26 protein-coding genes are annotated in these 26455 nt (G+C 74.1%); 18 read left to right on the forward strand and 8 right to left on the reverse strand.

The features are described 5' to 3' along the window. Positions 1-69 precede the first annotated feature (69 nt). Positions 70-1875 (forward strand): gamma-glutamyltransferase, encoded by a 1806-nt coding sequence (gene ggt / locus ABD981_RS07480; RefSeq protein ID WP_046911785.1) that lies wholly within the window; start codon positions 70-72, stop codon positions 1873-1875. 29 nt (positions 1876-1904) lie between these two features. On the opposite strand, the gene map is transcribed toward ggt, so the two are convergent. Next, the gene (map, locus tag ABD981_RS07485) at positions 1905-2672 is read right to left on the reverse strand and encodes a type I methionyl aminopeptidase (RefSeq protein WP_046911784.1); all 768 of its coding nucleotides are present in this window, start codon (positions 2670-2672) and stop codon (positions 1905-1907) included. 33 nt (positions 2673-2705) lie between these two features. Between map and ABD981_RS07490 the strand changes: the two genes are divergently transcribed. The 12 genes from ABD981_RS07490 to ABD981_RS07545 all read left to right on the forward strand — a co-directional run bounded on the left by ABD981_RS07490 (position 2706) and on the right by ABD981_RS07545 (position 14350). Further along, a complete protein-coding gene (locus ABD981_RS07490) occupies positions 2706-2957 on the forward strand; it encodes a helix-turn-helix domain-containing protein (protein ID WP_046911809.1) in 252 nt (83 codons plus the stop codon). Positions 2958-3226: 269 nt separating this feature from the next. After that, positions 3227-4468 carry an alginate lyase family protein gene (locus tag ABD981_RS07495; RefSeq protein WP_240495507.1) on the forward strand — a complete coding sequence of 414 codons (1242 nt, stop codon included), beginning with the start codon at positions 3227-3229 and terminating at the stop codon, positions 4466-4468. Between the two features lie 10 nt (positions 4469-4478). Next, the gene (locus ABD981_RS07500; protein WP_046912518.1) at positions 4479-4880 is read left to right on the forward strand and encodes a PPOX class F420-dependent oxidoreductase; all 402 of its coding nucleotides are present in this window, start codon (positions 4479-4481) and stop codon (positions 4878-4880) included. A 96-nt stretch (positions 4881-4976) separates the two neighbouring features. Further along, positions 4977-6209 (forward strand): UL36 very large tegument protein, encoded by a 1233-nt coding sequence (locus ABD981_RS07505; protein ID WP_345528655.1) that lies wholly within the window; start codon positions 4977-4979, stop codon positions 6207-6209. A 247-nt stretch (positions 6210-6456) separates the two neighbouring features. Beyond that, positions 6457-6981: a DUF6584 family protein gene (locus ABD981_RS07510; RefSeq protein WP_046911100.1), complete on the forward strand. Its 525-nt coding sequence runs from the start codon at positions 6457-6459 to the stop codon at positions 6979-6981. Between the two features lie 209 nt (positions 6982-7190). Next, entirely contained in the window at positions 7191-8033 is an 843-nt protein-coding gene (locus ABD981_RS07515; protein ID WP_046911099.1) for a nitrilase-related carbon-nitrogen hydrolase, read from the forward strand. Next, entirely contained in the window at positions 8030-9310 is a 1281-nt protein-coding gene (locus tag ABD981_RS07520; protein WP_046911098.1) for an aspartate aminotransferase family protein, read from the forward strand. The genes ABD981_RS07515 and ABD981_RS07520 overlap by 4 nt, the downstream gene beginning before the upstream one ends. Before the next feature lie 122 nt (positions 9311-9432). Next, positions 9433-10836, forward strand: coding sequence for a dihydropyrimidinase (hydA, locus tag ABD981_RS07525; RefSeq protein ID WP_046911097.1), 1404 nt, complete (start codon positions 9433-9435; stop codon positions 10834-10836). Between the two features lie 11 nt (positions 10837-10847). After that, on the forward strand, positions 10848-11864 hold the full coding sequence (locus ABD981_RS07530) for a TIGR03842 family LLM class F420-dependent oxidoreductase (protein WP_046911096.1): 1017 nt from the start codon (positions 10848-10850) through the stop codon (positions 11862-11864). 90 nt (positions 11865-11954) lie between these two features. After that, on the forward strand, positions 11955-13460 hold the full coding sequence (locus ABD981_RS07535; protein ID WP_046911095.1) for an NCS1 family nucleobase:cation symporter-1: 1506 nt from the start codon (positions 11955-11957) through the stop codon (positions 13458-13460). 90 nt (positions 13461-13550) lie between these two features. Continuing rightward, positions 13551-13997: an SRPBCC domain-containing protein gene (locus tag ABD981_RS07540; protein ID WP_046911094.1), complete on the forward strand. Its 447-nt coding sequence runs from the start codon at positions 13551-13553 to the stop codon at positions 13995-13997. Beyond that, positions 13994-14350 carry an ArsR/SmtB family transcription factor gene (locus tag ABD981_RS07545; RefSeq protein ID WP_046911093.1) on the forward strand — a complete coding sequence of 119 codons (357 nt, stop codon included), beginning with the start codon at positions 13994-13996 and terminating at the stop codon, positions 14348-14350. Before ABD981_RS07540 ends, ABD981_RS07545 begins: the two co-directional genes overlap by 4 nt. Before the next feature lie 27 nt (positions 14351-14377). Here ABD981_RS07545 and ABD981_RS07550 read toward each other — a convergent pair whose 3' ends face one another. Then, on the reverse strand, positions 14378-14914 hold the full coding sequence (locus ABD981_RS07550; RefSeq protein WP_382748316.1) for a TetR family transcriptional regulator C-terminal domain-containing protein: 537 nt from the start codon (positions 14912-14914) through the stop codon (positions 14378-14380). A gap of 187 nt (positions 14915-15101) precedes the next feature. On the opposite strand from ABD981_RS07550, the gene ABD981_RS07555 reads away from it, so the two are divergent. Genes ABD981_RS07555 through ABD981_RS07565 form a run of 3 tightly spaced genes read left to right on the forward strand, consistent with a single transcriptional unit; the run spans position 15102 to position 18435 of the window. Next, on the forward strand, positions 15102-16265 hold the full coding sequence (locus ABD981_RS07555) for an agmatine deiminase family protein (RefSeq protein WP_046911091.1): 1164 nt from the start codon (positions 15102-15104) through the stop codon (positions 16263-16265). Between the two features lie 5 nt (positions 16266-16270). Continuing rightward, entirely contained in the window at positions 16271-17776 is a 1506-nt protein-coding gene (locus tag ABD981_RS07560; RefSeq protein ID WP_123955066.1) for a sensor histidine kinase, read from the forward strand. Then, positions 17773-18435: a response regulator gene (locus tag ABD981_RS07565; protein WP_046911090.1), complete on the forward strand. Its 663-nt coding sequence runs from the start codon at positions 17773-17775 to the stop codon at positions 18433-18435. The genes ABD981_RS07560 and ABD981_RS07565 overlap by 4 nt, the downstream gene beginning before the upstream one ends. On the opposite strand, the gene ABD981_RS07570 is transcribed toward ABD981_RS07565, so the two are convergent. The 6 genes from ABD981_RS07570 to ABD981_RS07595 form a co-directional block, all read right to left on the reverse strand. After that, positions 18416-18637: a hypothetical protein gene (locus ABD981_RS07570; protein WP_046911089.1), complete on the reverse strand. Its 222-nt coding sequence runs from the start codon at positions 18635-18637 to the stop codon at positions 18416-18418. The genes ABD981_RS07565 and ABD981_RS07570 overlap by 20 nt on opposite strands. Further along, on the reverse strand, positions 18637-19500 hold the full coding sequence (locus tag ABD981_RS07575) for a sugar-transfer associated ATP-grasp domain-containing protein (protein WP_046911088.1): 864 nt from the start codon (positions 19498-19500) through the stop codon (positions 18637-18639). Before ABD981_RS07575 ends, ABD981_RS07570 begins: the two co-directional genes overlap by 1 nt. After that, the gene (locus ABD981_RS07580; RefSeq protein WP_131723929.1) at positions 19497-20672 is read right to left on the reverse strand and encodes a 7TM domain-containing protein; all 1176 of its coding nucleotides are present in this window, start codon (positions 20670-20672) and stop codon (positions 19497-19499) included. The genes ABD981_RS07575 and ABD981_RS07580 overlap by 4 nt, the downstream gene beginning before the upstream one ends. 180 nt (positions 20673-20852) lie before the next feature. Beyond that, positions 20853-21764, reverse strand: coding sequence for a DUF4436 domain-containing protein (locus tag ABD981_RS07585; protein ID WP_046911086.1), 912 nt, complete (start codon positions 21762-21764; stop codon positions 20853-20855). 77 nt (positions 21765-21841) lie between these two features. Further along, a complete protein-coding gene (locus ABD981_RS07590) occupies positions 21842-22999 on the reverse strand; it encodes an agmatine deiminase family protein (RefSeq protein WP_046911085.1) in 1158 nt (385 codons plus the stop codon). A 187-nt stretch (positions 23000-23186) separates the two neighbouring features. Then, entirely contained in the window at positions 23187-23843 is a 657-nt protein-coding gene (locus ABD981_RS07595; protein ID WP_240495431.1) for a TetR/AcrR family transcriptional regulator, read from the reverse strand. Between the two features lie 110 nt (positions 23844-23953). On the opposite strand from ABD981_RS07595, the gene ABD981_RS07600 reads away from it, so the two are divergent. Both ABD981_RS07600 and ABD981_RS07605 read left to right on the forward strand, forming a co-directional pair. Further along, positions 23954-25627: a serine/threonine-protein kinase gene (locus ABD981_RS07600; RefSeq protein ID WP_205628290.1), complete on the forward strand. Its 1674-nt coding sequence runs from the start codon at positions 23954-23956 to the stop codon at positions 25625-25627. A gap of 69 nt (positions 25628-25696) precedes the next feature. Continuing rightward, the gene (locus tag ABD981_RS07605) at positions 25697-26272 is read left to right on the forward strand and encodes a TetR/AcrR family transcriptional regulator (protein ID WP_046911084.1); all 576 of its coding nucleotides are present in this window, start codon (positions 25697-25699) and stop codon (positions 26270-26272) included. Positions 26273-26455: the final 183 nt, after the last annotated feature.

Consider the following 26455-nt stretch of genomic DNA (forward strand, 5'->3'; position numbering starts at 1 on the left):
GACGGGGAGCGGGGGCAGAAGTTACGCTGCGCGGAAGGGCGTTGACTGGAGGTACGGATGCAGTCTCGGATGCGGCGTTCCACCGCACGGCACCTGGCGGTTCTCACCGTCGCCGCGACGGTCCTCTCGGTGGGGGCCGCGGCTCCGCCGACGGCCGCGCGGCACGGCTCGCCGCCGGTGAAGGTGCCCGTCGCCAGCGGCTGGGGCGGGGCGGTCGCGAGCGTCGACGCGGACGCCTCCGCCGCCGGGATCGAGGTGCTGCGCAAGGGCGGCAACGCGGTGGACGCCGCCGTGGCCGTCGCCGCGGCGCTCGGCGTCACCGAGCCGTACTCGGCCGGCATCGGCGGAGGCGGCTACTTCGTCTACTACGACGCCAGGACCCGTACCGTCCACACCGTCGACGGCCGCGAGACCGCCCCCGGCTCCGCCGGCCCGGAGCTCTTCGTGGAGAACGGCAGGCCCATCCCGTTCGAGGAGGGCCAGACCAGTGGCCGCGGGGTCGGCACCCCCGGCACCCCCGCCACCTGGGACACCGTGCTCGACGCGTGGGGCAGCAAGCCGCTGGGGAGGCTGCTCGAACCGGCGGAGCGGCTCGCCCGCGACGGATTCACCGTGGACGCGACCTTCCGCGCCCAGACCGCCGCCAACGAGGCCCGCTTCCGGGACTTCCCGGCCACCTCCGAACTCTTCCTGCCGGGCGGCCAGTTGCCCGTCGTCGGTGCCACCTTCAAGAACCCGGACCTGGCGCGTACGTACGCGAAGCTGGGCCGCGAGGGGGTGGGCGCGCTCTACCGGGGCCCGCTCGCCCGCGACATCGTGAACACCGTCCAGCGCCCGCCGGTCCGGCCGGGCGCCACCCGCGTGGTGCGCTCCGGCGACCTGACGGAACGCGACCTGGCCGGCTACGGGACGATCCTGCGCAAGCCCACGAAGGTGTCCTACCGGGGCCTGGACGTCTACTCGATGCCGCCGTCCTCCTCCGGCGGCACCACCGTCGGCGAGGCGCTCAACATCCTGGAGGGCGCCGACCTCTCGGCCGCCTCGCAGGCCCGCTATCTGCACCGCTTCATCGAGGCCAGCCGGATCGCCTTCGCCGACCGGGGCCGCTGGGTCGGCGACCCGGCCTTCGAGGACGTGCCGGCGCGCGAGCTGCTCTCCCAGCGGTTCGCCGACTCCCGGGCCTGCCTGATCCGCGACGACGCCGCCCTGACCAGCCCCCTCGCGCCGGGTGACCCGCGCCACCCGGCCCCCTGCGCGAGCGGCGGGACGGCGGCGCCGACGACGTACGAGGGCGAGAACACCACCCACCTGACCGTCGCCGACAAGTGGGGCAACGTCGTCGCCTACACCCTCACCATCGAGTCCACGGGCGGCAGCGGCATCACCGTCCCGGGCCGCGGCTTCCTGCTCAACAACGAGCTGACCGACTTCTCCTTCGCCCCGGCGAACCCGGCCGTCCACGATCCCAACCTGCCGGGCCCCGGCAAGCGCCCGCGCTCCTCCATCTCGCCGACGATCGTGCTCGACAAGACGGCCCGGCCGGTCCTCGCGCTCGGCTCGCCGGGCGGCGCGACCATCATCACCACCGTGCTGCAGACCCTGACCGGCGTCGTGGACCGCGGCCTGCCCCTGGTCGACGCCATCGCCGCCCCGCGCGCGAGCCAGCGCAACCAGGCCACCACGGAACTCGAACCCGCCCTGTGGAACAGCCCGCTCCGCGCCGAACTCGAGGCGATCGGCCACGGCTTCCGCCAGAACCCGGAGATCGGCGCCGCCACCGGCGTCCAACGCCTCCCGGACGGCCGCTGGCTGGCCGCCGCGGAGACCGTCCGCCGGGGCGGCGGCTCGGCGATGGTGGTGCGCCCGGCGCGCTAGGGACGGACGCGGGGCCGTTCGGACGGCCGCTACAGCGCCGTGAGGATGCGCGGCCCCTCGTCCGTGATGGCCACGGTGTGTTCGGTGTGGGCCGCGCGGGAGCCGTCGAGGGTGCGGATGGTCCAGCCGTCGCGGGCCGTGTAGTGGTCGTCGCGGCCGCCGCCGATGAGCATCGGCTCGATCGCGAGCACCATGCCGTGCCGCAGCGGCATGCCCCGGCCCGGGCGGCCCTCGTTGGGGACGCCCGGGTCCTCGTGCATCGTGCGGCCCACGCCGTGGCCGCCGAGGCCGTCGGGGATGCCGTAGCCGGCGCGGCGGCAGACCCGGCCGATCGCGTGCGCGATGTCGCCGACCCGGTTGCCCACCCTCGCCGCGGCGATGCCCGCCTCCAGCGCCTCGTACGCCGTGTCGATCAGCCGGGCGTCCTCCGGCCGGGCCCGGCCGACCGTGAAGCTCACGGCCGCGTCGCCGACCCAGCCGTTGAGGACCGCGCCGCAGTCGGCGCTGACCAGGTCGCCGTCGGCGAGCCTCGTGCCGTCCGGGACGCCGTGCACGATCGCGTCGTTCACGGAGAGGCAGACCACCGCGGGGAAGGGCACCGGGGCCCACTCCGGGTGGTAGTCCAGGAAGGGCGATCCCGCCCCCGCCCCGGCCAGTACCTCGCGGGCCGCCCGGTCCAGTTCGGCCGGCGTGACGCCGGGCGCCGCCTTCTCCCGTACCGCCGCGAGGGCCTGGGCCACCACCCGGCCCGCCTCGCGCATCGCCAGCAGGGTCGCATCCGTCTTGATCTCCACCATGCCAATTACTATACCGGTATTAGAATGGGTGACATGGTGCGCACCCCCCTCACCCCAGAAGAGCGCGAACGCGGCGAACGCCTCGGCACGCTGCTGCGCGAGGCCCGTGGCGGACGCTCGATGGCCGAGATCGCCGCCGCGGCAGGCCTCTCCGCCGAGACGCTCCGCAAGATCGAGACCGGCCGGGCCCCGACCCCCGCCTTCTTCACCGTCGCCGCGCTCGCCGGAGTGCTCGGGCTGTCCATGGACGAGCTCGTGACCCGGTGCGCACTCGCCCCCGTATAGGGCCCGGGGCGCCGAGTGGGCCGTCGGCCCTCCGGCCGACCGCCCCGCCCGACCGCCCTCCGGCCGACCGCCCCGCCCGACCGCCCTCCGGCCGACCGCCCCGCCCGACCGCCCTCCGGCCGACCGCCCCGCCCGACCGCCCTCCGGCCGACCGCCCCGCCCGACCGCCCTCCGGCCGACCGCCCCGCCCGACCGCCCTCCCGCACCGCCGGCAGCCCGGTGGCCTAGCAGGGGATGCGCGACCGGGTGGCCCGGGCCACCGTGGACGCGTGAACCGTCGTCAGAAGCCCCGCTCCGCCCGGCGCGCCCGCCCGGTGCGCGCCGCCACCGCCGCCGCGCTGCTGCTCGTCGCCACCGGCTGCGGATCGGGGTCCGGGGCACCCGAGACGGCGGCACCGCCCGCCTTCACCGCGCCCGAGCGCTTCACGCACCCCGGCGTCCTGGTCGGCGGCGCCCAGCTGGCGGCCGTCCGCGCCCACGTCGCCGCCGGACGGGAGCCGTGGAAGTCCGCGTACAAGGCGATGGGCGGGAGCAGGTACGCCTCGCTCGACTACACCCCGCACCCCGCGAAGGTCGTCGCCTGCGCCTCCAACGCCGGCACCGACGCCTGCGTCGCCGAGCGCGAGGACGCCATCGCCGCCTACACCCAGGCCCTGATGTGGTCCGTCTCGGGCGACCGGGACCACGCCGCCAAGGCCGTCGAGATCATGGACGCCTGGTCGGGGACGGTGAAGGAGCACACCCGCGACGACGCCGACCTCCAGACCGCCTGGTCCGGCTCCTCCTGGGCGCGCGCCGCCGAGATCGTGCACGCCGGGTACCCCGCCTGGAAGGGCCCGGAGGTGCAGCGCTTCAAGTGGATGCTCCGCAAGGCCTACCTGCCGGAGGTGTCCGCCGCGGTTCCCGACCACAACGGGAACTGGGAACTGGCGATGGCCGACGCCGCCATCGGCATGGCGGTCTTCCTGGAGGACCGCAGGGTCTTCGAGGACGCCGTGCGCCGCTACCGCGCCCGCGTCCCCGCCTACTTCTACCTGGCCTCCGACGGCGCACTGCCCAAACGTCCGCCCGGCGGGACCATCGACACGGCCGACGAGCTGGCCACGTACTGGTTCGGTCAGCGCACCTACCGCGACGGCGTCGGCCAGGAGACCTGCCGCAACTTCATGCACATCGGCTACTCGCTCGCCGCCACCGCGCACATCGCCGAGACCGCCTGGCACCAGGGCCTCGACCTCTACCGCGAGCAGGCCGACCGGCTCGCCGCCGCCCTGGAGTTCCACTCCCGCTACCAGCTCGGCGAGACCGCCCCGGTCTGGCTGTGCGGCGGCCGGATCGAGCGCACCATGGGCCCGGACGTCGAGGTCGCCCTCAACCACCTCCAGGGGCGGATGCACCGCAGGCTCCCGCAGACCGCGAAGCTGGCGCAGAGCCAGCGGCCCGGCGGCACCGACGACCTGTTCGTGGCCTGGGAGACCCTCACCCACGCAGCCAACCCGACTCCTGCGTAGGCTCGCCGGCATGACGCCCGACACGATCCCCGACGAGCTGCGCCGCGGCCGCTACGTCAGTCTGACCACCTTCCGGAAGAACGGCACCGGGGTCGCCACCCCCGTCTGGTACGCGGTCGACGGCGACCGGCTGTACGCCTGGACCCGCACCGACTCCTGGAAGGTCAAGCGGCTGCGCCGCGACCCCCGGGTCGTGGCCGCCGTCTGCGACGTGCGCGGGAACGTCGCCGAGGGGGCCGAACGGGTGGAAGGCACGGCCCGGCTGGTGACGGGGGAGGAGCTCCGCCGGGTGCGCCGGCTGCTCTCCCGCAAGTACACCTGGCAGTTCTGGGCGGTCGACTGGCCCGCGACCGTCGCCCGCCTCGGCAAGCGCCCGCACACCGGGATCGTCGTCAGCTTCCCGGGCTCCTGACCGAAAACTCTGCGTAGCCGTCCCGTAACACGACTGCGGTCCAATGCCGGTGGACCGAAAGGCAGTGGTATGACGGTGCATCAACTTCCGGTGGAAATGGTTGCGTTCGCCGGCTGGCTGAGCGAGCTCGCCGGCCGGCTGAGGCCGGGCGGGGGCTGGTACGGGGTCTTCGCCGCCCGTGACCCGGAAGGGCTGCGCGCCTGCTTCGACGGTACGGAGCTCCCGCCCTGGGACGTCGTCGAGTCCCTGCTCCAGGACCTCGGGGAGCCGCCCGGCGCGCCCCGGGCCGTACGGGGCCGGGTCCTGCACCAGGCCGCGGCCGCCGTCCACGACCGCGCCCCGGGCGCGGCGGACGACCTCGCCGACCTCCGCCGCCTGAGGGAGCGCGAGGCCCGGCAGGCCGAGACCCGCGTCCTCGACCTCGCCCGGACCCCGGGCCCCGAGCTGGCCTGGGCCCGCGACGACCTGTCCCGCGCCCGGGCCCGGATCGCGGAACTGACGGCCCGGCTCGCCCGCGTGGAGGAGAGGCGGACCCCCGCACCCGCCCCGGCCCCCACCCCCGCGCCGGCCAGGCGCCGCCCCCGTGGCGCCCGGTACGCGTGGCTCGACTACACCGATGACGCCGGCGACGCCGGCGACCTCGTGGACGCCCCCGGCGCCGGCCGCACCGCCACCGTGGCCGGCCCCGCACCGCAGGCCGTCCCCGAGCTGCCCGTGGCGGGCGCGGCTCCGCGGGGTGCCCGTTTCGGGGGCGCGGCCGTCGCGCCCCCGCCCGCTGCACCCGCCCCGCCCGCCGACCCCGGGCAGGCGGCCCGTGCCGCGGGCAACGCCGTCTACGCGCTGCGGCGGCTGCGCGCGCAGGGGCGGGGCGGCGACGCGCACGGGCTGCTCTGCGAGGCGCTCGCCGGGCCGCCCGCCTGGCTGCCGGTGCTGGCCGCCGAACTGCACCGGGCCGGCCTCGCGGCCGACTGGGCCACGCTGCTGTGGGAGGCCGCGTCGCTGCCCCCGGCCCGGCTGGCCGCCGTCGCGGGCGCCCTCGCCGACGCGGGCCGGCCGCACGACTGCGACCAGCTCCTCCGCCAGGGCGTCGCCCGCCCGGTGGAGGAGCTGGCGGGCGCCTGTGCCGCCCTGTTCGCCGAGGGGCACCAGCCCGAGGCGCAGGCGCTGTTGGCCGCGTTCCTCCGGGTCCGCACCCCGGAGGACGCCGCCCGCCTGGCCGCCCTCGACCCGGCCGCGCTGACCCCGCGGCTCCTCTCCGCCGCCCGTGCCGTCTCGCCGTCCCGCGAGCGGGACCTGCTGCACGCGCTGCGGGTGGCCGGTCTGGCCTGAGGCGGCGGGCCACCGGCGCCGTACTGCCCCGACCCGCCCGTCGCTACCCTTGCCTGCCCTTGCCCGCCCTTGCCCGCCCTTGCCTTCCTGGGCCCGCCCTTGCCTTCCTGGACCTGCCTTCGCCTTCCTGGGCTTGCCTTCGCCTTCCTGGACCTGACCTGACCTGACCTGACCTGGCCCGCCTGGACCTGCCCTGGCCTGCGAAAACCGTTCGTCCGTCGTCCGTCCGTGGGCGAGGATGGGGCCCATGCCCCTGCACGAGACCCTCGCCCGCGTCGACGCCGACCTCGCCGCCGGCCGCGTTCCCATGGCGCGCCAGCGGCTGCGCGGCCTCGTCGGCTCGTTCCCGGACGACCTGGCGCTGAGGCGCCGGCTCGGCGAGGTGTACCGGCTGTACGGCGAGCCCGCCGAGGCCGGCCGGTGGACGTATCTGGAGGAGGACCGGGACCCGGCGGAGGTCGCCGCCTTCGAGGCGCGCTACCACGCCCCGGGCCACCGGATGAAGGCCCTCGCCTGGAGCGGCCCCGAGTCCGCGGCCGGATCCGCCGTCGCGCGGACCCGGTTGGCGCAGGTGCGGGAGGAGTGCTCCAGGGCGCTGGGCCGGCCGGTCGACTGGAGCATGCCGCTGGAGGAGCTGGAGGCGTGCGAGCCCGTCGCCGAGGCCGGTGGGAAGGAGAGGCTCGCCGACCTCGCGGCCGGTGCCGGCTGCCTCCTCGCGGTGGTGGCGGCGATCGCGCTCTGGGTGAACGGGCTGGTCGCGCTCTTCGGCTGACGCACGGCGGCCTCGCACAAGGGCGCGATCGCTCGAAACGGACGTGTCGGTACGTGTCCGACGTGGACCACTCGGGTATGAAACATGATCGACTCCGCCGGTTCGCGGCAGTGGTCTTGCTCCGGGCTGTGACGGGGCTTACGTTCTCCTCCTACGCATCGCGTCTACGTGCGTAGAGGCTCTCTGACGCCGTGCCGAAGGAGCAGCTCATGACCGACGTCGTACGCGCCGCGCTCGTCCAGGCGACCTGGACCGGCGACACCGAATCCATGATCGCCAAGCATGAGGAGCACGCCCGCGAGGCGGCCCGGCAGGGCGCGAAGGTCATCGGGTTCCAGGAGGTGTTCAACGCCCCCTACTTCTGCCAGGTGCAGGAGCCCGAGCACTACCGCTGGGCCGAGCCCGTGCCCGACGGACCCACCGTGCGCAGGATGCAGGAGCTCGCCCGGGAGACCGGGATGGTGATCGTCGTCCCGGTCTTCGAGGTCGAGGGCGCCGGGTTCTACTACAACACCGCCGCCGTCATCGACGCCGACGGCTCCTACCTCGGCAAGTACCGCAAGCACCACATCCCGCAGGTCAAGGGCTTCTGGGAGAAGTACTACTTCCGGCCGGGCAACGCCGGCTGGCCCGTCTTCGACACCGCCGTCGGCCGGGTCGGCGTCTACATCTGCTACGACCGCCACTTCCCGGAGGGGTGGCGCCAACTCGGTCTGAACGGTGCCCAGTTGGTATACAACCCCTCGGCCACCTCGCGCGGCCTCTCCGCCTACCTCTGGCAGCTGGAACAGCCCGCCGCCGCCGTCGCCAACGAGTACTTCGTCGCCGCCATCAACCGCGTCGGCCAGGAGGAGTACGGCGAGAACGACTTCTACGGCACCAGCTACTTCGTCGACCCCCGCGGGCAGTTCGTCGGCGAGGTCGCCTCCGACAAGGCCGAGGAACTCGTCGTCCGCGACCTCGACTTCGGGCTCATCGAGGAGGTCCGGCAGCAGTGGGCCTTCTACCGGGACCGCCGCCCCGACGCGTACGACGGGCTGGTGCGGCCGTGAGCAGCCTCTACGAGCGCCACCGCGCCGTCATCCCCGACTGGGTCGCCCTGTACTACCGCGACCCCATCGAGATCACCCACGGCGAGGGCCGCCATGTCTGGGACGCCGACGGCAACCGCTACCTCGACTTCTTCGGCGGCATCCTCACCACGATGACCGCCCACGCCCTCCCCGAGGTCACCAAGGCCGTCGCCGAACAGGCCGGACGGATCATCCACTCGTCCACGCTCTACCTCAACCGTCCGATGGTGGAGCTCGCCGAACGGATCGCCACCCTCTCCGGCATCCCCGACGCCCGCGTCTTCTTCACCACCTCCGGCACCGAGGCCAACGACACCGCCCTGCTCCTCGCCACCGCGTACCGCCGCTCGAACCAGATCCTGGCGATGCGCAACAGCTACCACGGGCGCTCCTTCTCCACCGTCGGCATCACCGGCAACCGCACCTGGTCGCCCACCGGCCTCTCCCCGCTGCAGACGCTCTACGTGCACGGCGGCGTCCGCAACCGCGGCCCCTACGCCGCGTACAGCGACGAGCGGTTCACCGAGGCCTGCGTCGCCGACCTGGAAGACCTCCTCGGCCACACCCGCGACGTCGCCGCCCTCATCGCCGAACCCATCCAGGGCGTCGGCGGCTTCACCTCTCCGCCCGACGGCCTCTACGCCGCCTTCCGCCGCGTCCTCGACCGGCACGGCATCCTCTGGATCGCCGACGAGGTGCAGACCGGCTGGGGCCGGACCGGCGAGCACTTCTGGGGCTGGCAGGCGCACGGCCAGGCCGGTCCGCCCGACATCCTCACCTTCGCCAAGGGCATCGGCAACGGGATGTCCATCGGCGGGGTGGTCGCCCGCGCCGAGATCATGAACTGCCTCGACGCCAACTCCATCTCCACCTTCGGCGGTTCGCCCGTCACCATGGCCGCGGGCCTCGCCAACCTCACGTACCTGCTGGAACACGACCTCCAGGGCAACGCCCGACGCGTCGGCGGCCTCCTCATCGAACGGCTGCGCGCCGCCGCGGCCGGCTCCCCGCACGTACGGGAGGTCCGCGGGCGCGGACTGATGATCGGCATCGAGCTCACCGAGCCGGGCACCGACCGCGCCGCCCCCGAAACGGCCGGCGCCGTCCTGGAGGCCGCCCGCGCCGGTGGCCTGCTGATCGGCAAGGGCGGCGGCCACAACACCAGCGCCCTGCGCGTCGCACCCCCGCTCTCGCTCACCGTCGCCGAGGCCGAGGAGGGCGCCGCCGTCCTCGAACAGGCCCTCCGCTCGCTCTAGTCCGCCGCGGCGGCCGGCCCGCCCGTCCGCGGCGGCCGGCCCGGAAGTCCACGGCTGACGGCCCGGAAGTCCGCACCAGACCGCACCAGACCGCACCCGTCCAGTTCGCAGGGGAGAAGTCCGTGAGCACCCGTACTCTCATCCGGGGCGGTCTGGTGATCACCGCCGCCGACGAGCTCCACGCCGACGTGCTGATCGAGGACGGCCGGATCGCCGCCCTCGCCGCCCACGGCTCCGACGTCGCCGCCGGCTGGACCGCCGAGCGGACCATCGACGCCACCGACCGCTACGTCATCCCCGGCGGCGTCGACGCCCACACCCACATGGAACTCCCCTTCGGCGGGACCGCCGCCTCCGACACCTTCGAGACCGGCACCCGCGCCGCCGCCTGGGGCGGCACCACCACCATCGTCGACTTCGCCGTCCAGAGCGTAGGCCACTCCCTGCGCGAAGGGCTCGACACCTGGTACGCCAAGGCCGACGGCGTCTGCGCGGTCGACTACGCCTTCCACATGATCCTCTCCGACGTCGACGAGCACTCCCTGAAGGAGATGGACAAGCTCGTCCAGGAAGGCATCACCTCCTTCAAGCTCTTCATGGCCTACCCCGGCGTCTTCTACAGCGACGACGGCAGGATCCTGCGGGCCATGCAGCGCGCCTCCGGCAACGGCGGGCTGATCATGATGCACGCCGAGAACGGCATCGCCATCGACGTCCTGGTCGAACAGGCCCTCGCCCGCGGCGAGACCGACCCCCGCTACCACGGCGAGGTCCGCAAGGCGCTCCTGGAGGCCGAGGCCACCCACCGGGCGATCCAGCTCGCCCGGGTCGCCGGCAGTCCGCTCTACGTCGTGCACGTCTCCGCCGAGGAGGCCGTCGCCGAGCTTGCGGCCGCCCGCGACAAGGGGCTGCCGGTCTTCGGCGAGACCTGCCCGCAGTACCTGTTCCTGTCCACCGACAACCTCGCGGAGCCGGACTTCGAGGGCGCCAAGTACGTCTGCTCGACGCCCCTGCGGCCGAAGGAGCACCAGGAGGCGCTCTGGCGGGGGCTGCGCACCAACGACCTCCAGGTGGTCTCCACCGACCACTGCCCCTTCTGCTTCAAGGGCCAGAAGGAGCTCGGCCGCGGCGACTTCTCCAAGATCCCCAACGGTCTGCCGGGCGTCGAGAACCGCATGGACCTGCTCCACCAGGCCGTCGTCGACGGGCACATCTCCCGGCGCCGCTGGATCGAGATCGCCTGCGCCACCCCGGCCCGGATGTTCGGCCTGTACCCGCAGAAGGGCACCCTCGCGCCCGGCGCCGACGCGGACGTCGTCGTCTACGACCCGCACGCCCGCCAGACCCTCTCCGCGGCCACCCACCACATGAACGTCGACTACTCCGCCTACGAGGGGCGGACGGTGACCGGCCGGGTCGAGAGCGTGCTCTCGCGCGGCGAACTCGTCATCGACCACCGCACGTTCACCGGACGCGCCGGACACGGCAGCTTCGTACCCCGTTCCACCTGTCAGTACCTGAACTAGGAGACCGCCCCTTGGACTTCGGACTCGTCCTGCAGACCGACCCGCCCGCCTCGCAGGTCGTCGGCCTGATGCGCCGGGCGGAGCGCAACGGGTTCCGCTACGGCTGGACCTTCGACTCCGCCGTGCTCTGGCAGGAACCCTTCGTCATCTACAGCCAGATCCTCGCCCACACCACCAAGCTGCACATCGGCCCCATGGTCACCAACCCGGGGACGCGGACCTGGGAGGTGACGGCCTCCACCTTCGCCACCCTCAACGACATGTACGGCAACCGGACCGTCTGCGGCATCGGCCGCGGCGACTCCGCCATGCGCGTCGCCGGCCGCAGACCGAACACCCTGGCCCGGCTCGGCGAGGCCATCGACGTCATCCGCGACCTGGCCGAGGGACGCGAGGCGGAGGTGGACGGCAACCCGATCCGGATCCCGTGGATCAAGAACGGCAAGCTTCCCGTCTGGATGGCCGCGTACGGGCCCAGGGCGCTCGCGCTGGCCGGCCAGAAGGCCGACGGCTTCATCCTCCAGCTCGCCGACCCCTTCCTCACCGAGTGGATGGTCAAGGCCGTCCGGGACGCGGCACGGCAGGCGGGACGCGACCCCGACGCGCTCACCATCTGCGTCGCCGCGCCCGCGTACGTCACCGCCGACGACTCGCCCGAGGCCCTGGCCCACGCCCGCGACCAGTGCCGCTGGTTCGGCGGCATGGTCGGCAACCACGTCGCCGACCTCGTCGCCAAGTACGGCGAGCACTCCTCGATGGTCCCGGAGGAGCTGACCGCCTACATCAAGGACCGGCAGGGCTACGACTACTCCCACCACGGGCGGGCCGACAACCCCGACACCGCGTTCGTCCCCGACGAGATCGTCGACCGCTTCTGCCTCCTCGGCCCGGCGGAGACCCACATCGCCAAGCTCCGCCACCTCAGGGACCTGGGCGTCGACCAGTTCGCCGTCTACGACATGCACGACAACCGGGAGGGCACCATCGACGCGTACGGCTCCACGGTGATCCCCGCCCTCGCCGGCTGACGCCCCGCCCCGCCCGGGCCGCCGAACCCCCGCCGGCCCCGCACGGCTCGTTCCTTCCCCCGCCGGAGACGAACGAAGGGTTCCACCGCCATGACCGCCACCGCCCCCTCCGGAAGACCCGGCATACGCGACGGCCGCGTCGAGCTCAGGCCCGGCGCGGCCGGCACCGACCCGCGCTTCGTCAACGACGACCTGCTGCCCGTCCCGGTCGCCGACCGCCGCTGGACCACCTACAACTTCGCCGCCCTCTGGGTCGGCATGGCCCACAACATCCCGTCCTGGCTGCTCGCCTCCGGGCTCGTCGCCCTCGGCATGGACTGGCTCCAGGCCGTCCTCACCATCGCCCTCGCCAACCTGATCGTGCTGGTGCCGATGCTGCTCACCGGGCACGCCGGACCGAAGTACGGCATCCCCTTCCCGGTCCTCGCCCGCGCCTCCTTCGGGCTGCGCGGCGCCAACCTGCCGGCGCTGGTCCGGGCGGGGGTCGCCTGCGCCTGGTTCGGCATCCAGACCTGGATCGGCGGCCAGGGCATCTTCGTGCTGCTCGGCACCGTCTTCGGCGGCTGGGCGGAGGCGGCCCGGATCGGCGGCCAGCCCTGGACCCTGTGGCTCTGCTTCCTGCTCTTCTGGGCCCTGGAACTCGCCATCATCCACCGGGGGATGGAGACCCTGCGGCGCTTCGAGAACTGGGCCGCGCCCTTCGTCATCGTCGGCGCGCTCGTCCTGCTGGTGTGGATCGCGGTCAAGGCGGGCGGCTTCGGCCCGCTCCTCGACCAGCCCTCCCGGCTCGGCTGGGGCGCCGACTTCTGGCCCGTCTTCTTCCCCGCCCTCATGGGCATGATCGCCTTCTGGGCGACCCTCAGCCTCAACATCCCCGACTTCACCCGCTTCGGCTCCGGCCAGCGCGCCCAGATCCGCGGCCAGGCCCTCGGCCTGCCGACCACCATGACGGCGTTCGCCGTGCTCTCGGTGCTCGTCACCTCCGGATCGCAGGCCGTGTACGGGGCGCCCGTCTGGGACCCGGTGGCGCTCGTCGCCAGGACCGACAACGTCTTCGGGCTGCTCTTCGCCCTCGTCACCGTGCTGGTCGCCACCCTGTCGGTGAACCTCGCCGCGAACGTCGTCTCCCCGGCGTACGACCTCGCCAACCTCGCCCCCCGCTTCGTCGACTTCCGCAGGGGCGCCCTGATCACCGGGGTGGTCGGCGTGGTCATCATGCCGTGGAAGCTCACCGCCACCCCCGAGCTCTACATCTTCACCTGGCTGGGCCTGGTGGGCGGTCTGCTGGGCACGGTCGCGGGCATCCTCATCGCCGACTACTGGCTGGTCCGCCGGACCGTCCTCGACCTCGAAGGCCTCTACCGTCCCGACGGCCCCTACTGGTACCGGGGCGGCTGGAACCCGGCCGCCGTGCTCGCCTTCCTGGTGGGCGGCGTGCTCGCGGTGGGCGGTTCCCACTCGGAGCCCGGCGCGGGACCCTTCCCCGAGGAGGGCCTGATCCCCGTCCTGAAACCCCTCGCCGACTACGGCTGGGCCGTCGGCCTCGGGGCCTCCCTGCTGCTGTACACCGCGCTCATGAAGCGACGCCGTCCGTGAAGTGCAACCCTTCGGTTGCGGATGGGGGAGTGAAGTGCAACCCTTGAGTTGCACGTGAGAGTATGGCGCGAAGCTCAAGGAGTGTTTCCCATGAACGCGAACCTCATCGAACGAGAGACCCTGATCGAGGCCCCGGTGGACCGGGTCTGGCCGCTGGTGGCCGAGCCCGGCTTCTGGGTGGCCGACGACGGGAGCACCGCCGGCACCGTGGCCCGGGAGGGCGAGACGACGGTCGCGAAGAACGAGCGGTACGGGGACTTCCCGGTACGGGTCGAGAAGGTGCAGCCGCCGACCTACCTCGCGTACCGCTGGGCCAGTGCCTTCCCCGGCGAGGAGCTGCGCGAGGGCAACAGCACCCTCATCGAGTTCACCCTCACCGCCGAGGGCGACAGAACCCGGCTGCGGGTGGTGGAGAGCGGCTTCGCCGCGCTGGACGGCTCGGACGAGCTGCGCGGCGGGGCGTTCAAGGACAACACCGACGGCTGGGCCCAGGTCATGGCCTCGTTCAAGACCCGCGCCGAAGCGCCGTCCGTGTGACCGAGGAACAGCCGCAGGGCGTCGGGCCGACCGTGGACGCCGTCCTCGCGGCGCTCGCCGAGCCGACCCGGCGCCGGCTGCTCGACCTGCTCGCCGCGCGGGGCGCCGTCACCGCGACGGCGCTGGCCGAGGAGCTCCCGGTCTCCCGGCAGGCGGTCGTCAAGCACCTCGCCGTCCTGGAGTCCGCCCAGTTGGTGACCGGTACGCGGGCCGGCCGCGAGGTGCGGTACGCGGTGCGGCCCGCGGCGCTGGACGTCACGGCGCGGTGGATGGCCGAGCTCGCGGCGGACTGGGACCGGCGCCTGGCGCGGGTCAAGCGCCTCGCCGAGGCGGCGGAGCGCGACGGGCGGTAGGCCGGGGCGGGGGAGGCCGGAGTCGGGTCAGGCGTCCGCCGCCCAGGTCCGGCGCAGGTGGCCGAGCTCCACGGCGACGGCCTCCCGCATCAGGGTGCGGGCGTGGGCCACGGACAGGCCGTCGGTCAGCCAGCGCGTGCTCAGGCCCTCCAGGAGGGCCGTCAGCCGCTCCGCGGACGCGGTGAGGGTCGGGGCGGGGGCCGCGGGGCAGGCCTGGGCCAGCAGGGACGCGACCTCGTGCACCCAGGTGAGGCCGGCCCTGGCCAGGTCCGCGCGCAGCTCCGGCTCGAAGACCGCGCTGGCGCGCAGCTCGCCCCAGGCCGTGCTGTTCTCCCGGACCTCGGGGAGGTCCTGGAACTCCAGCAGCAGCGATCGCTCCAGCTCCTGGTGGGGGTCGAACGGCCCGTCCGTCCCCTCCGCGTCGGCGGTGTAGCGGTCGGCGCGGTCGCTGATGAACTCGAGCGTGTGGCGCAGGATGCCCGCCCGGTCCTTGAAGTGGTAGTAGATCAGCGCGGTGGACACCCCCGCCTCGGCCGCCAGTTCCTCCACCCGCAGTCCGCGCACTCCCCGCCGGGCTATCACCCGGGCGGCCCCCTCCAAGATTGCCGTTCGGCGGTCCGTGGCCAACTCTTCCTCCTCGTGGTCCGGACGATTGTCTCATGCTGACTGAATCTTCAGTTGGCATGTTGACTGAAAATTCAGTCCGGGCCAGGATGACGGGCGTCCTCCCGTCCCTCATCAGGGGAGTCCCATGAACACGCCCGTCACCTCCCGGCGCCGCCTGCTCCGGTTCGGCGCCGCCGCAGTGCCCCTCGCCGCTCTCGGGGCCGCACTGCCGACGGCCGCCCGCGCGGCCACCGCGCCGTCCGGCGCCACCCTCCGGATGCCCGCGGAGACCGACCCGCACGTCCGCACCTTCATGGCCTGGCCCGCCCTCTCGTCGGTCTGGCCCCGGTCCCTCGGCGCGGTCCGCCGGGACATCGCCGACGTCGCGTACGCCCTCTCGCGCTTCGAGCCGGTCGTGATGCTGGCCCGCCCGAGCCAGGCCGCCGAGGCCCGCTACCAGTGCGGCAGCGGCGCCTACTACGGCATCGAGGTCGTCGAGATCCCCAACGACGACCTGTGGATCCGGGACTTCGGCCCGACCTTCGTGGTCGCCCCCGGCGCCGTCGCGGGCGTCGACACCAACTTCAACGGCTGGGGCAAGGCCGGCACGAAGTACGCGCAGCCCTACGCGAACGACGCCGCCGCGGCCGCGACCCTGCTCGGCCAGTACGGCGTCGACCGCGTCCAGGCCTCCTTCGTCGGCGAGGGCGGCTCCCTGGAGACCGACGGCCAGGGCACCCTGCTCGCCACGGTCAGCTCGCTCGTCAACCCCAACCGCAACCCCGGCACGTCCCAGGACCAGGTCGAGCAGGCCATGAAGTCCGCGCTCGGCATCGACAAGGTCATCTGGGTGCCCGGCCTGGCCGGCCAGGACATCACCGACTGCCACATCGACTGTCTGGCCCGCTTCGTCGCGCCCGGGCGGGTCATCCTGGACAAGCCGGGCTCCAAGACCGACGCGCAGTGGGTCGCCGTCTACGAGGAGACCAAGCGGGTGCTGCAGAGCGCCACCGACGCGCAGGGCCGCCGGCTCACCGTCACCGAGCTCCCCGGCCCCGACCGCGCCGCCATCCGCCGCAAGGACGAGGACGGCTTCCTGTCCAGCTACACCAACTACTACACCGCCAACGGCGCCGTCCTGGTGCCGCAGTTCGGCGACGCCTACGCCGACGGCGTGGCCTACGCGATCCTGCAGGCCGCGTACCCCGACCGGACCGTCGTCCAGCTGAACATCGACAACATCGCGAGCGGCGGCGGGGGCATCCACTGCGCCACCCAGTCGCAGCCGGTCGTCCCGCCGGCCGTCTGAGCGACATGAGAGAACGCGTGTTCCGCACGGTCTCCGACGCCGTCCTGATCGCCGTGACCGCGGCGACGGTCGGCGCGCTCCTCGACTGGGACAGCTGGAGCTCCGAGCAGGACGCGCTCTTCGGCACCACCGGCCAGCTCGCGACCGCCGCCGGCGCGGCGGTCGCGGTGCTGGCCCGCCGGGCGGCACCCGCGACGGCCCTCGCGGGTGCCGCGCTGCTGGTGGCCCTGGAGCCGCTCACCGGCGGGGCCCTGGCCGCCGTGGCGTACACGGCCGGTCTGCGCTGGGCCCGGCTCCGCGGCCGGGTCCCGCTGCTGGCCGCGTGCACGACGCTGCCCCTGGCGGTGACGGCGGCCGAATCGGCGGCGGAGCCGACCCCGATCCTGGAGTACGACGTCATGGTCGTCCTGGTCACCGGCATGGTGTGCGGGGTGCTCCCCGGCCTCGTCGGCGCGCTGGCCGGACAGCGCGAACGACTGGTCCACGCCCTGGCGGAACGCAACGCCTTCCTGGAGGAGGCCCACCACTCCGCGGAGGAACAGGCCCGGGCGCGGGAACGCTCCCGCATCGCGGGCGAGATGCACGACCTGCTCGGCCACCGGCTGAGCCTCATCGCCCTGCACTCGGGAGGGCTCGGGATGGCCACCGAGGGCGGCGACCCCGACGTCCACCGCAGCGCGCTGCTGGTGCACAGCACCGTGCGGCGCGCGATGGCCGAACTCCGCGACATCCTGGGCGTCCTGCGCGCCGGGGACCCGGTGGCCGGACCCGAGCCGCTCACCGCCCGGACCGGGACGCACGCCGAGCTCGTCGCGATGGTGGCCCAGTCCCGCACCGCCGGCATCGCCGTGGACCTGGAGTGGACCGGCGCCGACCTGGCGGGGGAGAGCCCCACCGCGCGGCGGGCCGTGGACCGGGTGGTCCGCGAGGCGCTCACCAACGTGCACAAGCACGCGGCCGCCGCCGACGTCCGGGTGGTCGTGCGCCGGGAGGCCCGCGAGGTGCGGATCGACGTGCGCAACGGGCCCGAGACGGACGACGCGCGCCCGTACCGCCTGCCCGGCAGCGACCTCGGCCTGGTCGGCCTGCACGAGCGGATCCGCCTCCTCGGCGGCACGCTGCGCGCCGAACCCGCCGACGGCGGCGGGTACGCCGTGGCCGCGCGCATCCCCCTGGGAGCCGGCCCGGCGCCGGCGAGCACGCCCCGGCCTCCCGGGCACCGGGCCGTGTCGGCGGAGCGGACCTGGGGGGACCGGGCGGCGGCCGCCGCGGCCATGGTGCTCGGGGTCGTCGGCGTGGTCGCCCTGCAGTTCGTCACCCTCGCGTTCGTCCCCTATCCGGAAGGGGACGCCCGCACCGTCGTCGAGGAACCGGTCGTCGAGGAGTCCGTGGTCGACGAGCCCTTCGTCGAGGGGCCCTTCGTCGAGGAGCCCGGCGCCGAGGAATCCGCGCGTGCCTTCCGTACGCCACCCGTCAGAGCCGTCCCCCACACCCCGAGGCTTCCGCAGTGATACGTGTTCTCCTCGCCGACGACCAGGACCTGGTCCGCGCCGGCATCCGACTGGTCCTCAAGCACGCCGACGACATCGAGGTCGTGGCGGAGGCGTCCGACGGACCCGAGGCGGCCCGGCTCGCCGGACGGCACCGCGTCGACGTGGCCATGCTCGACATCCAGATGCGGGGCACCGAGGACGGACTGGAGGCGGCGGAACGGATCGCCGCGACGGCCCCCTCCGTACGGGTCGTCATGCTCACCACCTTCGGCGAACACACCTACGTGGCCCGCGCCCTGAAGGCGGGGGCGATGGGCTTCCTCCTCAAGGACAGCACGCCGCAGGAGCTGATCCAGGCGGTCCGCAGGGTCGCCACCGGCGCACCGGTCGTCTCCCCGCCGATCACCCGTCACCTGATCGACCACTACCTCGGCAGCGGCGAGCCGCCCGCCGATCCGCGCCTCGGCCGGATCGCCGGCCTCACCGACCGCGAGCGGGACGTGCTCGCGATGGTGGGGACCGGCGCCTCGAACGCGGAGATCGGCAAGCGGCTGCACCTGGGGGAGGGGACGGTCAAGGCGTACGTGAGCCGGATGCTCACCAAGCTGGGCTGCGCCAACCGCGTGCAGGCCGCCCTCCTGGCCCACGACGCCCGGCTCAGCCGGGGGACGCGCTGACGGTCGGCGCCGGCGTCTGCGTCGGCGGCAGCGTCTGCGTGCGTGTCGGTGTCGGCGCCGGTGCCGTGTCCGCGGGCGGCGTCGGCCCCAGGGGCGGCGACGGGGCCGGCCGGGCGCCCGCCGCGCTGAACGCCAGAAAGGCGCCGGCCGCCCCGGCGACGACGGTCTTGGTCACGAGCGCGGTCCACGCGGTCCGGTGCATCAGTGGCTCCTCGGGGTTTCGACCGCGGCGATCAGACCGCGCCCGGTGACGTTCTGGATCTGCAGTCCCGGGCGGGCGTTGACCTCCAGGACCAGCGGCCCGCGGTCGGCGTCGACGACGATGTCCGCGCCGAGATAGCGCAGTCCGGTGGCCCCCGCGCAGCGCCGCGCCGCGTCGAGCACCTCCGGCCAGTGCGGGACGGTCGCCCCGATCAGGAGCGCCCCGGTGTCGGGGTGGGTGTCGGTGGACTCCTTCCCGACCAGGGCGTGGGTGATCCGGCCGGTGGGCAGGTCCACGGCGGCGCCGATCGCCTTCTGGTGCAGGTTGGCCCGGCCGCCGCTGAACCGGGTGGGCAGCCGCAGCATCGCCAGCTGCGGCCGGTCCCGTTCGCAGATGACGCGGATGTCGGGCAGGCCCTGGTGGGAGAGTCGGGCGAGCCCGGGGTGGGCCCGGATCAGGGGCTCGAACAGGGCCCAGTCGCTGGGCCGCGGGGAGAACTCCCCGTCCACGATGCGGCGCAGCTGGTCGGCGACCAGCGCCCGGGTGATCCGCTTCCCGGAGGAGGACGTCCAGTGCGCGCGGCGCCGGCCGAAGGCCAGCAGGATGCCGTTGCCGCCCAGGCTCTGGTTCGGCTTGAGCGCCCAGGAACCGGGCAGGGCGTCCCAGTCGAGGCCGGCGATCTCGCGCCGGGAGCGCAGCACGGCGAGGGTGGGCGAGGTGGGGGCGCCGACCGCGGCCAGCGCCTCCTTGGTGGCGTACTTGTCGTTGACGAGCCGGATGGCGGCGGTCGAGTTCTGCCGGGAGATCCGGGCGTTGCGCAGGTTCATGCCCATGACGGGGTCCCAGCCCCGGAGCCGGATCACGACGCGCCCTCCTGGGCCCGGGCGGCGGGGGCGAACCGGAAGAGTTCGCTCAGCCGCAGGCCGCGGTAGGTGCCGACGACCGCCGTCCAGACGGCGCAGACGACCGCGAGCTGGAGCGGGACCGCTTCGGCGAGCTCCCTCACGTACGGGGTGAGCAGGAGCGACGCCACCAGGACGGCCGTGCCCATGGTGAGGGCGGCGCCGGTGGCGGCGGCCCGGACGCCGTCGAGGTCCCAGGCCTCCCAGAGGCGTTCGGTCACGATCGCCGTGACGACGATGGGCAGGGACATGCCCCAGGAGTCGGAGAGTCCGAAGCTGCCCAGGCCGAGCTGGGCGGCGATCAGTCCGGACGTGACGATGGCGATCAGCACGCCGAGCCGGGCGACCCGCGGCAGGTGGAGCCCGCGCAGCAGGGGCTGCAGCGCGAACCCGAGCGCGAACATCGCCAGGGTCAGGGGGACGCCCAGGGGCAGGCCCGACTGCGCGTACGCGAGGGCCAGCAGCACCGGGCTGAACGTGCCGAGCGTGTTGAGCCCGACGACGACCCGGAGCAGCACGATCAGCAGGGCGGCCAGCGGCAGCAGGGCCATCATCGAGACCGGGTCGATCGCGGGCGCCTTGGCGAAGAGGATCCGCAGGGCCGAGGGCGCTGCCGTCGCGTCGGGCTGGGTGAGCAGCCGCTTCCCGACGGCGACGTGCAGGCCCTGGACGTCCTGGCGGCCCAGCAGGACCGGGGTCTCGCGCTTGGACCGGTTGTTGACGCTCGTCTTCGCGACGAACGAGCGGCCGGCCAGGCGCACCGTCGTGTCGACCACCGGGCGCCGCTCGCGGCCGAGCGCCGAACCCACGGTGATCTCGGGCGCCGCCGCCAGGTCGAAGCCGAGCTCCCGGGCGAGGCCGGTGTCCAGCGAGGACGCCGAGGCGCCGGTGTCGATCAGGGCGAGCACCTCGGCCGACTTGCCGGTGGGGCCGCTGACGCGGACCATCTCCCGCTCGCCGATGACCTCGGGGCCGGGGCCGAGGGGGCGGTCCGGGGAGCCGAGCACCGCGAGGAGGAGGACGCCCAGGCCGGCCACGGCCGCGAGCACCTTCACGAGGGCGGGTGCCTTGCGGCGCCCGCGCCGGTGGCCCCTGCCGTCCGTATACGTTTCGTTCTTCAGGAGGTCTTGCACGTCGACAGCCTTCAACGGCGGGCCGGGCGGCCGAAACTGCCGATCGGCCACGGCGGGGCAACGAAAGTTGTGCCGCACGGGTGCACCGACGTCCGGACGCACGGACGCACGGACGCGACGGCCCGCCCGGTACGGGGTACCGGGCGGGCCGTCGCGTCGGGGCAGTGTGCCGTGCGGGACTCAGGGAGCGGGTGTGGCCGCGGGCGCGTCCGCGGGGGCGTCCGGGCCGGGGCCCGTGGCGGGCGGCTCGGCCCGCATCCCCGCCACGACCACCGTGACGAGGCAGAACGCGACGATCGTCTCCGCCCAGAGGAAGGCGAGGTAGTCGAGCAGGGAGCCGATCGGCGGGGCGCCGGGGGCCGTGTTGCGGAAGGCGGCCAGGGCGAAGAGCGTGGCGGCCATCCAGCCGAGGGCCGGCCAGGTCAGGCCCTTGCGCCGGGTGACCAGGTACCAGGCGCCGATCAGTACGGACACCGCCAGGGCCCACATCGCCACCATCATGAAGACGGCGAACACCAGGACGCTGTTGGAGCGCGCCAGCCCGACCTCGAAGACCGCGACGCCGTCGCTGTCGGAGGCGTCCACCGAGGCCGAGAACAGGGCGTCGTTGTTGGAGAGGCGCATGTGGACCGGGACCTTCTCACCGCCCTGCGTGGCACCGAACTCCAGGGCCGTCTCGTACGCGTCGAAGGGGTAGTCGGTGATGGGGCCGCCGGTGAGGGCGACCGGCACGTCCCGGGTGGAGATCCGGCTGTGGGCCTTGAAGGTCAGATCACCCCCGGTGGAGGCCGAGGTCTGCACGACCAGGTCCTCGGCGGGGGAGATCCCGCCGGCCTCGGCGAGCTCCCCGCGCGGGGTCACCAGGACCCGCAGCACCAGCTCCCGGCCGGCGGCGTCGACGCGCTGGACGGTGGCGTCGACGTCCACCCGGTCGGGCTCCGCACCGCCCGCCGAGTACACCGTGTCCAGGGCCTGGCGTTCGCCGAACTGCAGCCACGCGCCCACGGCGACGGCCGACACCACGGCGACCAGGAGCAGCCCGGGGACCAGCGTTCTCCTGCGGGTGCGCGGTTGGCGCCGGTTCTTGGACACGGTGACTCCGGGGGTGCTCGTGGTGCGTGCGGTGCGGATGGTGCGGGCAGTGCGTGTGAGGCGCGTGGTGCGCGGGGTCAGGCGGCGGGCTTGCCGGGCTGGTCGTGGGTGGAGCAGTGGATGCCGCCGCCGCCCGAGGCGATCGTGTCGATCGGGACCGGGACGACGTCCCGCTTGGGGAAGTGCTCCTGGAGGATGCTCTTCGCCCGGTTGTCGGCCTTGCGGTCGCCGAACCTGGGCATGAAGACGGCGTCGTTGGCGATGTAGAAGTTGGCGTAGGTCGACACGAAGTCGTCGCCCTCACCGGTGATCCTGTTCAGGTCGGGCTGCGGCAGGTCGATGATCTCGAAGCGCCGGCCGCGCGCGTCGGTGGCCCGGGACAGGACGGACTTCGCCTGGTCGGCGGAGCGGGACCAGGAGTCGGCGGGGGTGCCGGGGTACGCCCGGTCCAGGAGGACGACGCCGGGGGCGGTGAAGCGGACGAGGCTGTCGACGTGCGCGTCGGTGATGTCCTCGCCGCGGACGCCCGCGAGCCAGACCACCTTCTCGATGCCGAGGGTCTCCTTGAGCTCGGCCTCGATGCGGTCGCGGCTCTTGCCCCGGTTGCGGTTGTCGTTGACGATCGAGCTCTCGGTGATGAGCAGCGTGCCCTCGCCGTCGGTCTCGAAGGAGCCGCCCTCGGCCACCAGCGGCGCCTCGACCCGCGGGATCCGGTACTTCCCGAGCAGGGTCTCGCCGACCAGGGCGTCGTTGTCGTGCCGCTGCTTGTTGCCCCAGCCGTTGAAGTTGAAGTCGACGCCGGTGACGACGCCGTCCTCCTCGACGAAGACGGGCACCGTGTCGCGGGCCCACAGGTCGTCGACCTCCAGGGGGATGACCTCGACCTGGGAACCGCACGCCCGCTGGGCGGCCTTCAGCTGGTCGGGCCGGGCCATCATCACGACGGCCTCGTACTCGCCGACGGCCCGCGCGATCCGCGCGATGTCCTCGCGCACGTAGCGCAGGTCGTCCTCCCAGACCGCCTCCAGGGCCGGCCAGGACATGAAGGTGCGGGTGTGGCTCTCCCACTCGGCGCCCAGCCGGCGCCCCCCGTCCGCACCGGAGTCCGTGCCGGCGCTGCCGGCGGCGCCGACCAGGCCGGGGTCGGAGGGGCCGCAGGCCGAGACGCCGAGGACGAGTGCGCCGATGCCGGCGAAGGAACGGAGGGCGGAGCGGCGGGAGGGGAGGAAGGTCACGGTGGACTCCGATCGTGGACTGACGGGAGGGAGGCGTCCGGCCGAGGTGGGGGGCACGGGGAGAGGGGGCGCGAGAGCGCCGTGCGAGTCCTGCTTCAAGAGTGCGTGATGCGGACCCCGAGCGCCGGTTGCCGCGACGGCGGGTACGGCCTCATGGTCCACACTGTGACACTGACTGGAATTTCAGTCAAACGCCGGGAGAGGCGTGGGCGGCGGGGGTGACGCGGGGCGCACCGGCGGTGCGGGTGCCGCCGGAGTCATGGGCGGCGTGGGCGAGATGGGAGAGTTCCACCCCGATCGCCTCCCGCATCAGCGCGCGGGCGTGTCCCATGTGCAGGACGCCGCCGAGCCGCCGCGCGTTGAGCCCCTCGCGCAGGGCGGTCAGGCGCTCGGCCGAGGAAGCCAGCCGCTCGGGGCCCGCGGCCGGGCGGGCGAGGGCCAGCAGCTCCGTGACCTCCCGGATCCAGGCCTCGCCCGCCTTGGCCAGCGCCTCCCGGAGCCCGGGCTCGAAGATCGCGCCGGCGCGCAGCTCGCTCCAGGCGGTGCTGTCGGCGCGCACGTCCGGGAGCTCCTGGAACTCCCACAGCAAGGCGAATTCCAGCAGGCCCCGCGGGTCGGTGGGGGCCTCGGTGCCGCTCTGTCCCGCGGTGTACTGTCGTGCCCGGTCGGTCATGAACTCCAGGGTGCGTCCCAGGAGGCCGGCCCGGTCCTTGAAGTGGTAGTAGACCAGCGCGGTCGACACTCCGGCCTCGCTCGCGAGCTCGTCCACGCGGAGTCCGCGGACCCCCCGCCGGGCCAGGGTGCGGGCTGCCGCCTCCAGGATGGCCGTTCTGCGATCCGTCACCCCATCGTCCCTTCCGGTGGTCTCCGGCCACCATCGTCTCATATTGACTGAAACTTTAGTTAGGGGCACGATGCGGGGGCCTCACGCCCCCTCGCCGAAAGAGCCGCCGCATGTCCGCTCAGCCCCCCGGTGCCCAGCCCGCCCGCACGGCTCTGTCTCCCGACGACCCCCGCGAGATCGGCGGCTACCGCCTGCACGCCCGGCTGGGCGCCGGCGGCATGGGCGTCGTCTACCTGGCGTACACCCCGGGCGGCCGCCCCATCGCGCTGAAGGCCGTACGGGAGGAGTTCGCCGCGGATCCCGAGTTCCGCGAGCGGTTCGCCCAGGAGGTGGCCAGCGCGCGCCGCATCCACGGCCTGTTCACCGCGCAGGTGGTCGACTACGGCGTGGACGCCAGGACGCCGTGGCTGGCGACCGCGTACGTCCCCGGCCCCACCCTCCAGCAGGTCGTCCAGCGGCACGGCCCGCTGCCGGTCCGCACGGTGCTGCCGCTCGTCGCGGGCATCGCCGAGGCCCTCCAGGGGATCCACGGGGTGGGCGTCGTGCACCGGGACCTCAAGCCCGCCAACGTGCTGATCGCCGCCGACGGTCCGCGCGTGATCGACTTCGGGATCGCGCGGGCCGCCGACGAGGCCGCGCTCACCGGCACGGGGCTGCGGATCGGCACCGCCGCGTACATGGCTCCCGAGCAGGCGCTGGGGCACCCGGTCACCCCCGCGACGGACGTGTTCGCGCTCGGCGCCCTCGCCGCCTACGTGTCCTGCGGCACGGCGCCGTTCGGCAACGGGCCGGAGGCCGCCGCGCTCTACCGCGTGGTCCACGAGGGGCCCGACCTCGGCCGCGTGCCGGCCGGGCTGCGGGAGCTGATCGGGCACTGCCTCGCCAAGAACCCCCAGGACCGGCCCACCACCGTCGAACTGATCGCGGCCGTCCACGCCCACCCGGCCGTGGGTCCCCGCCCCGGCTTCGCCGACGACTGGCTGCCCCACCCGGTCAGCGACGACATCGAGGGGTACGGGGCCGGCCCGACGCCCCCGCCCCTCCCGGCGCCGGGCCCCGCCTCCGCGCCGACGCCGTTCCCCACCCCGACGCACGTGCAGGCCACCGTCACGGCCTCGGCGGCCACCCCGTACGGGCGGCCGCACCCGCGAGGCGACGGCACGGGAACCGGGAGCACGGGAACCGGCGCGCCGGGGCCGCTCCCCGCGGACGGCTCCCGGGCGTCGCGCCGCGCGCCCCGCCGGGGCCGCCGACTCCTGGTCACCGCCCTGGTGGCGCTGCTCGCCCTCCTCGCGGGAGGGGCCGTCGTCTCCTACCTCGACCACCCGCCGGAGGAGGGGACGGGGGCGGGGACGGCCGGGAGCTCCGGCGCGCCGTCGGTTCGGCCGACCGCTCCTTCCGCCGCGGCCGGGTACGCGCCCGCGTACGCGAACACCGAGCTCACCTCGCCCGACGCGAGCTACGAGTTCGACCTCCGGGCCGGCAAGGTCGTCCCCGAGGAGACGGCCGCCTGGTACCTCGCCCGCAACGCCGGGGCCTTCGTCGTGTCCGAGGAGAGCGACGCCTTCATCGCGGCCGGGGACGACCTGAGCGTCGCCGACTGCGTCAAGGGCATCGAGACGCAGCCGGTGACGACGCTGCCCTTCGCCGAGCTCGCGGACGAACGGCCGTTCTGCGTACGGAGCGCCGACCAGAAGGACGTCGCGATCGTGCGCCTGGTCGAGGCCGCCGCGGGCGGCGGGTCCGTCACGGTCACCGTCGACCGCCACCACCGGGAGGGGTGAGCGGGGACGGGCGGCCGGGCCCCGACCGGGTGCGCGCGGGGCCGCGAGGCCGCCAGGTAGGGTTCGGGCATGGCGACTCGTAGTACTCAGATCCTGGAAGCCGCCGCGCGGGTGATCGCCCGCCGCGGGATCCGCGGGCTGCGGGTGGAGGAACTCGCGGCCGAGGCGGGCGTGTCCACGGCGCTGATCTACTACTACTTCAAGGACCGCGCCGGGATCCTGCGTCACACGCTGGAGTTCATCAACGACCGCGCCGAGCGCTACACGACCGACCGCGACCCGGACGCCCCGCCGCTGAGCCCGCGCGAGGAGCTGGAGGAGACGCTGCTCCTGGAGCTCCAGGACACCGTCGAGGTGCGGGAGAACAGCGCGGCCTGGGGTGAGTTGCGGGCGAGCGCCGTCTTCGACGAGCTGCTGCGCGAGGACCTCGCCCGGGCCACCCTGGTGTGGACCCAGGAGGTGGCCGCGCTGCTCGGCCAGGTGCTGCCGATGGCGCCCGCCTCGGCGCTCGCGGCCGCGGGGGAGCGGCTCACCGCCCTGCTGGAGGGGCTGAGCATGCGCTGGCTCGGCGGCGGCATCCAGATCGACCACGCTCGCGGCCTGCTGCTCGGCGCCATCGAGGCGGAGCTCGCCGGCCTCCGCTGAGCCCCCGCTGAGCCCTCGCACCCGTCCCCACCTGGTGGGGTGGTGCCTCGCCCGAAACCTTGACTGTCTTTTCAGTCAATGTCACAGTGAGTCCACGCCGAGCTCGGATCCGCCCTCGCAGCCGCCGGCTCCCGGGCCTTCGGGGCCCTTCGCGGGACCCCGCCGCCCTCCCTGCTCCCTCTG

Origin of the sequence: Streptomyces showdoensis (assembly GCF_039535475.1) — a bacterium.
Taxonomy (GTDB): domain Bacteria; phylum Actinomycetota; class Actinomycetes; order Streptomycetales; family Streptomycetaceae; genus Streptomyces; species Streptomyces showdoensis.

Bases quoted from the DNA above. Each gene is read 5' to 3' on its own strand.
- ABD981_RS07505 (WP_345528655.1), top strand. From the start codon at position 4,977: ATGGTTGCGTTCGCCGGCTGGCTGAGCGAGCTCGCCGGCCGGCTGAGG.
- ABD981_RS07555 (WP_046911091.1), top strand. From the start codon at position 15,102: ATGAACACGCCCGTCACCTCCCGGCGCCGCCTGCTCCGGTTCGGCGCC.
- map (WP_046911784.1), bottom strand. From the start codon at position 2,672: ATGGTGGAGATCAAGACGGATGCGACCCTGCTGGCGATGCGCGAGGCG.
- ABD981_RS07540 (WP_046911094.1), top strand. From the start codon at position 13,551: ATGAACGCGAACCTCATCGAACGAGAGACCCTGATCGAGGCCCCGGTG.
- ABD981_RS07535 (WP_046911095.1), top strand. From the start codon at position 11,955: ATGACCGCCACCGCCCCCTCCGGAAGACCCGGCATACGCGACGGCCGC.
- ggt (WP_046911785.1), top strand. From the start codon at position 70: ATGCGGCGTTCCACCGCACGGCACCTGGCGGTTCTCACCGTCGCCGCG.
- ABD981_RS07570 (WP_046911089.1), bottom strand. From the start codon at position 18,637: ATGCACCGGACCGCGTGGACCGCGCTCGTGACCAAGACCGTCGTCGCC.
- ABD981_RS07490 (WP_046911809.1), top strand. From the start codon at position 2,706: ATGGTGCGCACCCCCCTCACCCCAGAAGAGCGCGAACGCGGCGAACGC.
- ABD981_RS07515 (WP_046911099.1), top strand. From the start codon at position 7,191: ATGACCGACGTCGTACGCGCCGCGCTCGTCCAGGCGACCTGGACCGGC.
- ABD981_RS07510 (WP_046911100.1), top strand. From the start codon at position 6,457: ATGCCCCTGCACGAGACCCTCGCCCGCGTCGACGCCGACCTCGCCGCC.
- ABD981_RS07500 (WP_046912518.1), top strand. From the start codon at position 4,479: ATGACGCCCGACACGATCCCCGACGAGCTGCGCCGCGGCCGCTACGTC.
- ABD981_RS07600 (WP_205628290.1), top strand. From the start codon at position 23,954: ATGTCCGCTCAGCCCCCCGGTGCCCAGCCCGCCCGCACGGCTCTGTCT.
- ABD981_RS07605 (WP_046911084.1), top strand. From the start codon at position 25,697: ATGGCGACTCGTAGTACTCAGATCCTGGAAGCCGCCGCGCGGGTGATC.
- ABD981_RS07560 (WP_123955066.1), top strand. From the start codon at position 16,271: ATGAGAGAACGCGTGTTCCGCACGGTCTCCGACGCCGTCCTGATCGCC.